Origin of the sequence: Brunnivagina elsteri CCALA 953, from assembly GCF_002289455.1 — a bacterium.
Lineage (GTDB): Bacteria > Cyanobacteriota > Cyanobacteriia > Cyanobacteriales > Nostocaceae > Brunnivagina > Brunnivagina elsteri.
Window position 1 is genome coordinate 1 of sequence record NZ_NTFS01000186.1, and the last position, 12,758, is coordinate 12,758.

Genomic DNA, 12,758 nt, shown 5'->3' on the forward strand with positions numbered 1-12,758 from the left:
GTATGGAGGGGTCAATTAATCTGGAGTCTCATATAAAATTGGTATTAGCTTTTGAGCTTTTGTTAGTAAAAATAATTAAAGATATTCAAAGATATTCTATGATTAGCGAATCTATAAATAGTTTAAATATAGAAAAAAACAACTTGCAACAAATGGATGTAAAACCCTTTGTAGATTTAAGCAAGTATGACCAATCTTGGTATGACAGAGGAAAACCTAGTTGGTTTGTTTTGTTATGGTGGTTTATTCAATCTGTGACATTTCCCTTAACTCTGCATCCTTTGAATGGTTTGCGTTGTGCTATCCTGCGTCTTTTTGGTGCCCGCATCGGTAAAAAGGTTTTAATTAGACCAACAGCCAGGTTTACGTATCCTTGGAAAGTGACTATTGGTGACTATAGTTGGATTGGTGATGATGTGGTTTTTTACAGTCTCGATGAAATTAATATCGGTAGTCACTGCGTCATTTCCCAAAAAAGTTATCTATGTACGGGTAGTCATGATATAAAAGACCCCACATTTGGATTACAAACTGCTAGTATTCACATTGGTGATGGAGCATGGGTTGCAGCTGATTGTTTTGTTGCGCCGGGAGTTACTATAGGTAAAAACTCGGTAATTGGCGCTCGGAGTAGCGTTTTTGGTGACATGCCATCTGGACAAATTTGCCGGGGAACACCTTGTCGTCCTAAGTCTCCTAGAGTTGTTGGGAAGTAAGGGGTTTCCAGAAAATAAAATATCCCAACTATAGATTTATACTTGCTTAGTTGAGGTATGAATTTGCCTCGCGCAGAGTCGCAAAGAGAAGAGACGCAGAGGGAACAAGCTTTAGGAGATATTCTTTCATACAAAGTTTGGTAAAGGGTAAGAGTTTTAAATTTTATACCTCAGTTCAGTAGTGCGAAAATTTGTGTTTCTAAGTAAAAGTTAAGGTTTATTTGAAATAAGGGGTTTTTCGGCAATCTCAATTAAGTTAATTTCTGCAAGTAAATTGTTCCATGTAGCTTGCAATGTTGCATCTTGGGGATTTTTTCGACGAAGTTCTCCAAGTGTGGTTAAAGCTTGGAACCACATACCATTTTTGGCATAGATAGTAATTTGTTGTTGAGGTGTTGCGATGCGTAATTGTTGGGTTGCGATCGCACTGAGATTGACTCGATTAATTACACCTTCAACATAGATAGGTAATGATTTTTTTTGCTGGCTGCAATATACTTTCAGGAACCAGCGATATTGTTGACCAATTACTAAAGGTGTAGCGCTGTTAGGAATGCTAACACTAATAATTCCTGGTTTTTCTGGTAAGGAAATTTCTGTTTGATGTATGCTTTCTCCGTCGCTGTCTTGGAGAATAAATTCGGTTGGGTATTTAGAGCTTTTGGTGTAGGGAAGGTAGAACCAAAATGTCGGATGTTCTGCACTGGTTAAACTCCAAACATTTGTTACGCTGTCTGCGGCTTCTGTGACGGGTACTAATGCGGTGAGTTTGGGGTTGACATCAGGACAACTATCACGTCTACCACCTCCTGTACGACGACCTCCGGGGGCATTTCCTGGTGGTAGTATCGGTCTGATAAACTGTATTTGTCCGATATTGGCGACTTTTTTAGGTGTGGGTTTTTTGAAGGTGGGATTTGTTGGATTTGTTGGTACTGGTTTTGCCTGTAATTCTGCTGTTTGAGTCAGTAAAGTACAGTAAATGATGCTGGTTGCAAACACAAAATGTTGCATCGTATTTTGTTTTTTTAAAATATTTTTCATTAAAAAATATCCTAATCATTATAAATTGATTGATTAATTCAATTTTACTAATATTAAGGGTGGGGATACCTACAATTTGGGATAATGTATTTTTTTGGTATTCCCTACAATTACCACAACTGCTGCACTTGTTAACGAAATTGCACTTGGGACAAATGGTATCCAGTAACCTGATATCAACATCCCTATACTAATAATGTAGAGCATTCCGGTGGAAGTGATAATTAAAATTAGTAATGACATGGGTTGTCTGTGGAATTGCCAAGCTAATATACCTCCTGTTAGCGACCAAAATACGATCCAAATAATCTCAATTCCTTGTGTCCACGTTTGTAATAAAGGGCGATCGCTCAGAACTGCACTGAGGATTTGACTGAGCATGTGCGCGTGAATTAATACCCCTGGTAATTGCGTATCGGGTTCGCTTCCGTAAGGTGTTGGTAAATAATCTTGCAAGTCAGCTTTGGCTGTGACACCGATTAAGACGATTTTGTCTTTGAATGCATCGGGGTTGATTTGTCCCGTTAAGACTTCCCTGAGGGTTACTTTTTGAACCATCGCATCTGAAATACGCCAATTTAATAATATTTGACCACCTTCCGCATCGATTTTTTGATACCCTCCAGTGCGATCGCGAAGGGAATTAAAGCTGGTTTTGGCAATTTTGAGGTTGTTACCAAAAAATTTGGGTGACTTGATGTTTTCTGACTGAAAATAGTGAAATGCTAGTTGTAAGCTGAGGGAAAATTGCGAACTACATAATGAGTTGGCATTTTGCCGCATATACAATAGTTGGCGGCGTATTATACCATCTTTATCCTGAATAAAATCACTAAATCCTAAACGTTCGTTGATACTGTTTTGGGGAATTTCTGGTGGTGGTTTAATTCCGTTATTATTGCTACTAATATCGCTACCTTTACAAACAGCAACTAAATTTTGGGTTTGTTGTAGACGCTGAATTAATTCGGGATTTTCAGCTTTGAAGTCACGATAAATATCTAAACCAATGACACGGGGTTGATATTGTTCTAATTTTTCTAAAAGTAAATTTAAGGATTTATCGGATATGGAAGTTCCTTTTAATAATTCACCTTGACGACGTTGTTCTCCTAAGTCAGTATCATCAATCCCTACAACTATGATACGGCTGTCTGGTGGTTCCCGCACAAGTACAAATCGCGATCGCATCATTTGATCGAAACTCTGAAGTTCTGTACCCTCTAATAATCCCAATAATCGGATACCGCATATCAAAAGTGCGATCGCAATGCTGGAAACTATTGCGAATAGTGGTTTAGTTTGTTTAGCTTTGCCTGTAGAAGTTGATTTTGTCTCGTTTGCAGTTAGATATATTTCTTCTTCCTTTTCTTCTTCTCTTTCTTCTTTTTGGGTTAGAGATTCCGTATTATTTTTATTTTCTGTAACAATATTATTATGTCGATTATTATGTAGCTGCTGCCAAGTTAGAGGAATTTGTGCGGGATTATTGTGGCAAATCATTGGTAACCAAGTTGCACAGGGAAATTTATCTTCGATTCCTTGCAATCTTTCCCTAGCTTGACGCACTGCTAGAAAAAAGCTTTCATACTTCGGATTTCCAATTTCCTTTTGTAATAAATCACTGTTGGCAAATTCACATAAAAAATATTTGAGAAATTCGCTAGCAACCTTGTCGGGAACAGCTTCCCGCATGAAAATAATTTCAGGTATTTGTAAATCTGTCAGTTCCCGTGCTAATCCTAAACCATCACAGGAATTAAAAATTGCTAGGTACAAGCCATTATCAACAGCTTTTCCCAGAGCATACCGCAATTCCGCCATACTTAAGCTATCGCTTTGATTTAAGTAAATGCGTCCACTTTCGTCATTGTGGCTCAAACTATGTCCAGCAAAAAAGAGAATATCCCAATTATCTTCCCAAAGATGGTCATTTAATTGCTGTCGTTGGGGTTCCACTAAAAATGTAACATCTGCATCGGGTAAATTTTGTAATAGCGCTCGATCGGCTTGAGTATCAATACCTTGACTACTACCAACTATCGCTAAAATTTTTACATTGTAATTCGTGGTACGGACTTTATCGCTACGTTCATAATTGGGAGATGTCAAAGCAATTTCGGCTTTTTTGTAGCGTTCCAACAAATCCCAACTGTGCCACGGCAAACGTTGGAGAAGATTATCTTCTGTCTGCAAAATTACTCTCACCTCATCAGTAAGAGCTAGACGTTCCAGCCATTTTTCCCGCAAAGGCAGAAAAGACTCAGAGCGTAACCAAGAATTAAACTGCGATCGCAAAGTTCGAGCAGTTTCCTGACAATCTTCAGTTATAGATACATTTGTTACCTGCACCTTATCCGCAGACAAACGAAAAGCGTTACCTAAACGTTGATAACTACACTGCCAATGCTGGTAATATATCGGTAATTTAATTGCTTCCGGCAATCTACCAACAATTTCTACACTAGGTAATTCACCTTCTGTAGCAATTTGCAAAGTAACCTGAAACCCTTGTTCAAAGCTACCATTACCAAATTTGAGAACAACTAACTTACCCATAATTTTTGTTAGTGGTTAGTGGTTAGTGGTTAGTGGATGGTTGTCATTTATTATGAACAACTAACAATGAACAGTAAACCATTAACGAGTAACAAATAACGATTAAGAATTAACTAAATAACAAAATGCTCTGTAATGCTTGCCTCATCCAATCCAACTCTGATACTAAAATGTTCCCCAATTTCACCGTTAAACTGTAATTGAATGTAATTATCAGCACTACGTGACTGTGCTTCCAAGAACATATTACCTAATTCATCCAAAACAGTCAAAATTATCCCTGACTTTAGGTAAATTTTACTTCCTGTCGAGTGAAGTTGGAGACGAACATTAGTTTTTTGGTTTTCTTGAGGAATAAGCTCAACGATGAGAATAACAGGTTGATTGGCAATTTGAATTCCTAAATTGATTACCTTTCCCCGTAGAATTGCGCTCATTGTCTCATTCTCTCGGTTGATAAGTGCTGACTCACTACTACGAAACAAGTACAAAGGGCGATATTCAGGTTGACTAAATATAGATTCGACAGTTTGCCAACCATTTTCCACCACACCAGCAAACCATTGACTCAAATTTACCAAAGTTTGAGTATTTACTGGTTGTTTGTTTTGCTGGTATTGTTTAATATGTGCTGTTAAAGCTTCTGGAGGTTGCAATTGACTCACGAGTAATTCTTCAGTTTGGACACTCGGAGAAAAACCCAAAATTTTCGCTTCCAATAAAGATTCATCAATCATAACTACCACATAAGCAGCTCTTTGATTCCATGTTTCCGGAGGGATGTAACAACTTTTCCCTGAAGCACACATTGGACGACATTCTAACCGTCCAATGCCCGAAACTTCCAAGTCGGATACATCCGTACATAGCCGTAGTACAGGGTTCCAACTATCACCAACACTAAGATTCGTCTCAATACCCATCAAATCTAAGTAGTAATTAACTGTTAAAATTGAAAGAGTATTAAAAAGAACCCGACTAGCTTTTTCGCTTGTTGGTTGCTGTTGGGCAAAAGCTTGTGCAGTGACAAGTGCAGATTGAGAAATGGGCAGCGACAACGAAAAATCTTCTTGCCCGTAAGCAATGCGCGACATGATTTACTCCCCAATGGTAAATGCTGCTATTGAAATATCATCTAGTCTGACGAATTTTATGCAAGATTTTTTGGAAATTGATAAAACTCATCAATCAAAATCTGATGAATCAGAATAGACAATAGGTCATGGTAGCCTTTCAAGTACCACTAATGTCAAGACTAAAAATGAAGTATAAATTTAAACCCAAAACTCAGGTTTAATACATATGCGATATGCTGACCGCATTAAGCTGCGCTTATAGCAAGACATTTGATTTACTGCTCAAAAAAGCCTGTTGCGAAATTTACACCAAACCCCATAAATATTTTTGCTCCCATCATCCGAAATTGCCCTGACTTCTGTTGTTTAATTTCTAGAGAGCATAAAAAAAATTATCGAGAAATCACTATGTCAGATATTCACACTACAACAACCTCAAGAGTTCGCAACTACGACATGATTGCTTTTGGAGATGAAGTACCTGGAATTCTAGCTTTAGTATGTGCTGCACGGGAACATTTTCGCCGCACAAATAAATATCCCCGTTCTCTACTACTATTTAAAGGTAATTCTCAACTCGGTATTGGTGGTCATTTAGTACGTGGTGGTTTGTCTTACTTAGACCGTTCAGTTGTACCTGCTGACATTCGCAAACAGTATAATTTGGCTACTTACGGTGATGAATCCTCCATTTATAAAGAATTTTTGAAACGTACAGAAGTAGTTCAAATTGGACTCGATCCCAAAAAAGGTGATTTTGTCCTCCGGGAAATGCTCAATGAAGTTCGTACCGATATACTCAGCAATGCGGATATTGCATCAGTTACTAAACAAGGACAAAAAATTACAGGTATTCGTCTCACCAATAGTGAAACCTACACAGCAAAAATCTTCATTGATTCCACAGTTAATGCCGAACTTGCCCAATTTGCCGGAGTTAAAATGCTGAAAGGGTTTGAAACCTTTGGTTTACCAAACTCCGAACTTTCCGTAACCTTGACATTTGAAACCGAGAGTTTGAGTGTCCAAGTATTAAAAAATGTCGAAATGCAATTCATGCAGCGTCTTGCAAATATTAACGATACGGAAGCACAAAACTGGATTAAAGTGGCAGCAGGTGGAGATAGTGAACGCATTGCCGAACTGCAAAAACCCTTTGTAGATAACAAAAACGACCTTAGCAAAATTGCTTTATACGCAGCCAACGACTTGATTGACGTTCGTAGTTTTGCCCTTTCAATTGCCTATCACTCATTTCGCGGAACTGCACTTTCCCTCGATCAAAGCAGCGCAGTATTAGACAAAGGGAACGTGGCAGTTTTCCCCAATAACAGAATGTCCTGGAATGCCCTATTATTTGATGTTAACGCCCAACAAGCCGAAACCTTAGCCCGTGGAGATGCCAAACCCACAGCCGAAATGCTCAAAGAAATGCAACTACTAACTCAGTGGTTTAAAAGCATTGGAGCTACAGCAGTCAAACCCGCACCTGAATTATACATTCGTCACGCAGGTAATATCACAGGTGTCAACGACCCCCTCACAGGTGCAGAAATGCTTAAAGGAGGAGTTCCCGCCAGCGAAGCATTCGGTACATTCGGCTACCACTTTGATATCCGTGGTGGGATTGAAGGACTGGGTACAAGAGCATCAGAAAAGGGCTTAGGTAACATTTTATTCTTCAAACTACCAGCACCATTATTTAATATCGGAATGCAACATGTACTACTACGAGACATTCCCAACCTAGCAGTCATCAGCCCCGCATCAGGATTTGAAGGTTACGCATCCTCCGCAGGACGGATTGTTGAATTTAACTGTGCAGTTGGTCAGGGTATAGGAATTGCTGCCGCGATCGCAATCTTAAATAACACCAATCTCAACCAAATATCCAACAAAGAAGTTCGAGACATCCTCGCAAACACAGGCAAACTACCCAAAATTTACGGACAACCGCGATCGCAACAAGAGCAAATCGCCCAACTCGACAACTTCGAGAACATCCTAGCAGCGTAAATTCAAAATTTCAACGCGATTATTAATTTGAGTGGGGTACAAAAAAAACCTTGCTACCCCCTTCCCATACCCTAAAATAATCTTTATTCTCTCTGCGTCTCCGCGTGAAGCAAACTCATACTAATCTTAGTTAGATATGACACAATATACCGTCAATAAATTTGAAATAGACTCGTATAAATCCACTAAAATAGACAAAACAAAAAATAACTACTTAGTAATTATTTATTGATAATTTTTTATATACTTAAGTACCCAAAAATCGATACAGAAAAATTCCCCATACGGGTACTATTTTATTTTTAATTTATGACTGAAATCACACAAACTACCTTGTTAATTAATCTAAGAGGGCAGTAATTATAGAGAGGTTGTCATGTATCAAATGGAGGCAGCATTTCAAGCGGTGAGCCGCAGTTATGACATTATATGTTTTGGTGACGAAGTTCCCGGAATTCTTGCTTTAGTTTGTGCAGCAAGGGAATTTTACCGCAGAACCAATCAATATCCCCGTAGTCTACTGTTATTTAAAGGTAATTCTAAATTCGGAATCGGTGGTCATTTAGTCCGTGGTGGTTTAGCATATTTAGACCGTTCCTCAGTTCCCGTAACGATTCAACAAGAAAGACAATTAGATACATTTGGCGATTCACCAGCAATTTACCAAGAATTTTTGAGCAAGTCACGGGTAGAACAAATCGCACTCGATCCAAAAAAAGCAGATTTTGCACTGCGGGAAATGCTGCGGGAAACCCGTGCTGATATTCTCAGTAATGTGGAAATAAAATCAGTAGTCCAACAAGGACATAAAATTAGTGGAATTGAACTAACCAAAGGTGAAATTTACTTTGCCAAGCAGTTTATCGACTGTACGGTAAATGCAGAATTAGCACAAGCAACGGTTGGAGTTGGTAAATATAAAGGATTTGAAACTATAGGTTTACCAAATTGCGAACTTTCGGTGACTTTGGTATTTGAAACCCAAGGTTTAAGTGTTGAAAAGTTGCAAAATATTGAATATCAATACCTGAAACGCTTTACAAACCTTGCAGATAAAGAAGCGCAAGCATTATTGAATATTGCTGCGGGAAATGATGCAAATTATGCCGAAGAATTGCGAAAAGACTTAGTTGATAAAAAAGGTTATTTCAAAGCGATCGCAGTCGGCAAGGATTATCTCGATATCCGTTCTCCAGCACTTTCCATTGCTTACCACGGATTTCGCGGTACAAAATTAGATTTAGCGACGAGTACGGGCATCTTTGATAATGGGAATGTCGCACTGTTATCACGCGATACTCCTGTAGGGAGTGGCTATTGCGATCGCATGTCGTGGAATGCTCTATTATTCAGGGTTAGTGGGGATGAAGCGGAAATTTTAGCACGGGGAAAAGCCCAACCAACCTTAAAAATGATCGATGAAATGCTATTCGTCACAAGTTGGTTGCGATCGCTTGGTGCTGTGGATGTGAAACCAGCTAGGGAGTTATATATTCGTCATGCAGGCAATATTACAAATGTCGTTGAACCATTAACTGGTGCAAAAATGCTTGCTGGTGGAGTTCCTGCAAACGAAGCTTTAGGTACTTTCGGCTATCATTGTTACTTGGGTGGAGCCATTCAAGGTATTATTCAGGGGATGGAAGAGCGTGCGAAAAATAAGGGTTTGGGGAATCAAGATTTTTGCAATCAAGGCTTTGGAAACTTAGCTTTTTTAACACCACCCTTATTTAACATTGGCATTCAACATGCTTTAATGAAATATGTACCGAATTTAGCTGTTGTTGGTCCCTGTTCGGGATTTGAAGGTTACGCATGTTTACCAGGTCGAAGTGTCGAATTTAACTGCGGTGTTGGACAAGGTGTGGGAATTGCTGCGGGAATTGCCCTAGAACAAGACAGAGAAATCAACGAAGTCTCAAATAAAGAAGTGCAGGATGTGATGGAGACTATTGGTATATTACCGCAAATCTATGGTACAACCAACGAAGTTGCAGCAGCCCAATTAGATAATTTTGAACATTCACTAACCGCTTAAAAAATGATTGTTTTAAAGAGTACTTTTAAGAGCATGTTTGAAAATTTTAAGAAGGTATAATTTGTCATTCTGAGTGGAGCTTTGCGGAAGGAAGAATCTGGAGTTTAGCCCACATACTGAGATGCTTCCTGCGTCAGCATGACAAGATAAACATGCTCTTAGATGCTTCCTACGTCAGCATGACAAAATAAATATTCTATCCACCAATCATATCATTAGTAGGGATGGGGTATTCCCGCCCTTTATATATATATTTGGTGGGAATATTCAATCAATTGCCTGATATCTAAAACAAATGCTTTGCTGAATTTCCCAACCATCCAACTAAATTATCTCTCTGAGTTGAAGTTGGATTCAGCACAAGTTTTAATTGATATCGACTTTGCCGTGGAGCAGCCAAAATCAGATGACAAATACGTAATTGGTCTTGATGAAAAATTGCCACTTCAATACTATCATTGGGTCGATAATCTTTAAGACGTTCGGCAAATACATTCGCACTAACCTTAATTCCATCAATTGCCAGCAACTCATCTCCAGCACTAATCCCCCCCAATTGTCCAGGAGAACCAGCTTCCACAAACTTAATCATTTCCCTACCATTTTCACTACTAACCCGCAAACCAGAAAATGGTTCTTCCTCACTTTCACCAACTAATTGCAACCCAAATGCTTCCAAATATTGATTAAACGGTAAATCATCTAAACCATCGATATAACGTGCGAAGAAATCAGCTAGATGAACCCCAGCAACCGACTCAATCACCTCTTGCAAATCTTCAGAACTAAAACCAATTTCATCCTGACCAAATTGATGCCACATTTTCCGCATCACATCATCATAAGAACGTTGATTGCGATGTCTAGAGCGAATCATCAAATCTAGCAACAGCGTCACCATTTCCCCTTTTAAATAGTAAGACATTTGGGAATTGCCGCTATTAGCATCGGGACGATATAACTTAATCCAAGTATCAAAACTTGATTCGGAAAGGGGTTGTACCTTCCTGCCACCAGTATTTTGATACCGCATTATTTCTTTCCCTAAATGGGATAAATATGACTTAGCATCGTAAATGCCTGCCCGTAAAGGAATGAGCAAATCATAATAACTTGTAGTTCCCTCGCAAAACCACAGAGAAGGGGTGTAATTTTCACCATCATAATCAAAAACCTCCAAACCTTGGGGACGAATTCGCTTGACATTCCACAAATGGAAAAACTCATGGGCAACTAATTGGATAAAGCGATCGTATTTATCCCTGTCGCGGAAACCAAAACGCTGATAAACTAAAGAACAAGAATCCTTATGCTCCAATCCTCCGTAAGCTTGGGAAAATAAATGCAGCAAAAAAATATAGCGATCGTAAGGTAAACCCCCAAACATCCCAGCTTCGACTTCAATAATACGCCGGATATCGGAAATCATTCGCTGCACATTATAATTACCCTGTCCCCAAATCGCCAATTCGTGAGGTTTGCCCAACACCTCAAATTCATGTAGAGAATGGCAACCAATTTCAAAAGGACTATCAACTAGAGTGTCAAAATCAGCAGCACGAAAAGTATTGCTTTCACCGAGTATGGCTGGTAAAGCTGTAGTAATCTGCCATTCTGGTTTTGGTGGAGTAATTTTTAGATTAATCGCTTGCTTATCATAGCCAGGTATTCTAAAGAACAAAGCTGCACCGTTGAAATATCCATGCGTAATGTCTAAATGATTGGTGCGTACAGATAATTCATTAGCAAAAATACGGTATTTTATAGTCGCTTCTGTAATATTATTAGTATTAACTTGCCAGTGATTTTTGCTGACTTTGTACCAAGATAGAGGTTCTTCAGTAGATTTTTCACCTATTTTTTCAGTAGTAAAAGCCGTAAAATCCTGCAAATTTCTGGCGTATTCTCGCACCAAATAGGAACCCGGAGTCCAAACGGGGAATTTCAAATCTAAAATAGGAGATGGGCAATTTGTAACCCGTAATGTTACCTCAAACAAATGAGTTTGGGGTTGTGGCATAGCAACATGGAAAAAAATTGCTGGTAATGTGTTCCTATTCGTAATATTAGTGTGAGGTGCGATCGCTTCTGTCATTTTGAGTGCTTTGTGCTGAGGTTGTAAGGGAGAATTAAAAAGTTATTTTAATTTACAGCTATTTTTAGGTAGATGAAACATATATTTTTATCACGCGGAGAGCAATATAAAATGTCTAAATTGGAACTTCTTCAGTTTAGCGGAGAAAGTTGAAGCTTCGATCGATTTTGTGATTTGACATCGGGTATGGTAAAACCCGCCTATACTTGGGTAAGAGACGGGTAGATGCGATCGCATACCTTTCCAGTGGTTTAGGAGCTAAGTATCGCATAAGTGTGATAATAATTTATACTAAAGTACGTCAAAAATTTACTGAATTTATAATCTCCCAGCTAAATTCATCAACTGTTTCAAATTGACTAAATGTACAACTTGCTTATTGGCATCAATATCAATCCAACCTTTTTCGTTTAACTTCTCCATAATTTTGCTAGTTTCATCAACACCAATTTCAGTCACATCAGCTAAATCTTGGTAGTCTACATGAAAGATTTCCTTGCCTTTGTTGGATTCTTGACCATAAGTGTCAGCGATCGTAACTAAGGTATAGGCAAGTTTAACTGCTGGTGGTGAAGAACGCATTTGCAAGCGCATATTCACATGTCTTAGTCTCCGCACCATCATTTGTAACATCCGATGATGCAGTTGGGGGTCTTTAAATAGAATTTGGATAAAGCAATTTCTAGAAATGCTCAATAATTTGACTGGGGAAAGGGCAATAACATCGGTTGAACGTGGGGATTCGTCCAAAATTGCCATCTCGCCAAAAAAATCGCCTCGACCTAAAATCGCCAAAGCACGATAGTTATCACCAGCAGTACGTCGAACTTTTACCCAACCAGTAACCACGAAGTAGACTGCATTTCCCCAAGAATCCTCCATTAGTACTGCTCGTCCTTCTGGATACTCATGTTCGGTAGCAACATTTAGCATCCATTCTAAACTTTGAGGACTAGCTGTACTTAATAGGGGAAATAGTTCGCTAAAAATTTCTGTAAGCATGAAATATCTGCAAAAAATTATTAATTCAAAATGGAAATAATGATTTGCTCTTATATGTTTTTTGACTTACGTGACGATGGCAGTTAGCACAACGAAACGGGTCTGAAAATTTGCATATATGCATATATTTTGACCTCTACCCATGCGGGTATTGGTCTAAACCCCATTACAACATAGATGTAGTGCGATCGCTATCGGAAGTTCTACGGAAC

At 38.8% G+C, this 12,758-nt stretch carries 9 protein-coding genes; 3 read left to right on the plus strand and 6 right to left on the minus strand.

Annotated features, from left to right (window positions below; genetic code table 11):
* Positions 1 to 152 precede the first annotated feature (152 nt).
* Positions 153 to 716, plus strand: coding sequence for a hormogonium polysaccharide biosynthesis acetyltransferase HpsU (gene hpsU, locus CK510_RS16615; protein WP_095722775.1), 564 nt, complete (start codon positions 153 to 155; stop codon positions 714 to 716).
* A 210-nt stretch (positions 717 to 926) separates the two neighbouring features.
* Here the strand turns inward: hpsU and CK510_RS16620 are convergent, their stop codons facing one another.
* From CK510_RS16620 to CK510_RS16630, 3 genes are all read right to left on the minus strand, one after another.
* On the minus strand, positions 927 to 1,760 hold the full coding sequence (locus CK510_RS16620; protein WP_245912179.1) for a DUF928 domain-containing protein: 834 nt from the start codon (positions 1,758 to 1,760) through the stop codon (positions 927 to 929).
* Positions 1,761 to 1,829: 69 nt separating this feature from the next.
* Positions 1,830 to 4,319 (minus strand): CHASE2 domain-containing protein, encoded by a 2,490-nt coding sequence (locus tag CK510_RS16625; RefSeq protein WP_095722769.1) that lies wholly within the window; start codon positions 4,317 to 4,319, stop codon positions 1,830 to 1,832.
* Between the two features lie 113 nt (positions 4,320 to 4,432).
* Positions 4,433 to 5,413, minus strand: a complete 981-nt coding sequence (locus CK510_RS16630) for a DUF1822 family protein (RefSeq protein WP_095722770.1) — start codon at positions 5,411 to 5,413, stop codon at positions 4,433 to 4,435.
* A gap of 390 nt (positions 5,414 to 5,803) precedes the next feature.
* Between CK510_RS16630 and CK510_RS16635 the strand changes: the two genes are divergently transcribed.
* Together CK510_RS16635 and CK510_RS16640 are read left to right on the plus strand one after the other, a co-directional pair.
* Positions 5,804 to 7,411 carry an FAD-dependent oxidoreductase gene (locus tag CK510_RS16635; protein ID WP_095722771.1) on the plus strand — a complete coding sequence of 536 codons (1,608 nt, stop codon included), beginning with the start codon at positions 5,804 to 5,806 and terminating at the stop codon, positions 7,409 to 7,411.
* A gap of 376 nt (positions 7,412 to 7,787) precedes the next feature.
* Positions 7,788 to 9,449, plus strand: a complete 1,662-nt coding sequence (locus CK510_RS16640) for an FAD-dependent oxidoreductase (RefSeq protein WP_095722772.1) — start codon at positions 7,788 to 7,790, stop codon at positions 9,447 to 9,449.
* A gap of 286 nt (positions 9,450 to 9,735) precedes the next feature.
* Here CK510_RS16640 and CK510_RS16645 read toward each other — a convergent pair whose 3' ends face one another.
* From CK510_RS16645 to CK510_RS16650, 3 genes are all read right to left on the minus strand, one after another.
* Positions 9,736 to 11,544: a M61 family metallopeptidase gene (locus CK510_RS16645; RefSeq protein WP_095722773.1), complete on the minus strand. Its 1,809-nt coding sequence runs from the start codon at positions 11,542 to 11,544 to the stop codon at positions 9,736 to 9,738.
* Positions 11,545 to 11,680: 136 nt separating this feature from the next.
* Positions 11,681 to 11,815 carry a hypothetical protein gene (locus CK510_RS34000; RefSeq protein WP_281257045.1) on the minus strand — a complete coding sequence of 45 codons (135 nt, stop codon included), beginning with the start codon at positions 11,813 to 11,815 and terminating at the stop codon, positions 11,681 to 11,683.
* 47 nt (positions 11,816 to 11,862) lie between these two features.
* A complete protein-coding gene (locus CK510_RS16650) occupies positions 11,863 to 12,546 on the minus strand; it encodes a Crp/Fnr family transcriptional regulator (RefSeq protein ID WP_095722774.1) in 684 nt (227 codons plus the stop codon).
* Positions 12,547 to 12,758 lie beyond the last annotated feature (212 nt).

Coding starts and splice junctions, on each gene's coding strand:
- CK510_RS16620 (WP_245912179.1), bottom strand. CDS start 1,760: ATGAAAAATATTTTAAAAAAACAAAATACGATGCAACATTTTGTGTTT.
- CK510_RS34000 (WP_281257045.1), bottom strand. CDS start 11,815: ATGCGATACTTAGCTCCTAAACCACTGGAAAGGTATGCGATCGCATCT.
- CK510_RS16640 (WP_095722772.1), top strand. CDS start 7,788: ATGTATCAAATGGAGGCAGCATTTCAAGCGGTGAGCCGCAGTTATGAC.
- CK510_RS16630 (WP_095722770.1), bottom strand. CDS start 5,413: ATGTCGCGCATTGCTTACGGGCAAGAAGATTTTTCGTTGTCGCTGCCC.
- hpsU (WP_095722775.1), top strand. CDS start 153: ATGGATGTAAAACCCTTTGTAGATTTAAGCAAGTATGACCAATCTTGG.
- CK510_RS16645 (WP_095722773.1), bottom strand. CDS start 11,544: ATGACAGAAGCGATCGCACCTCACACTAATATTACGAATAGGAACACA.
- CK510_RS16635 (WP_095722771.1), top strand. CDS start 5,804: ATGTCAGATATTCACACTACAACAACCTCAAGAGTTCGCAACTACGAC.
- CK510_RS16625 (WP_095722769.1), bottom strand. CDS start 4,319: ATGGGTAAGTTAGTTGTTCTCAAATTTGGTAATGGTAGCTTTGAACAA.
- CK510_RS16650 (WP_095722774.1), bottom strand. CDS start 12,546: ATGCTTACAGAAATTTTTAGCGAACTATTTCCCCTATTAAGTACAGCT.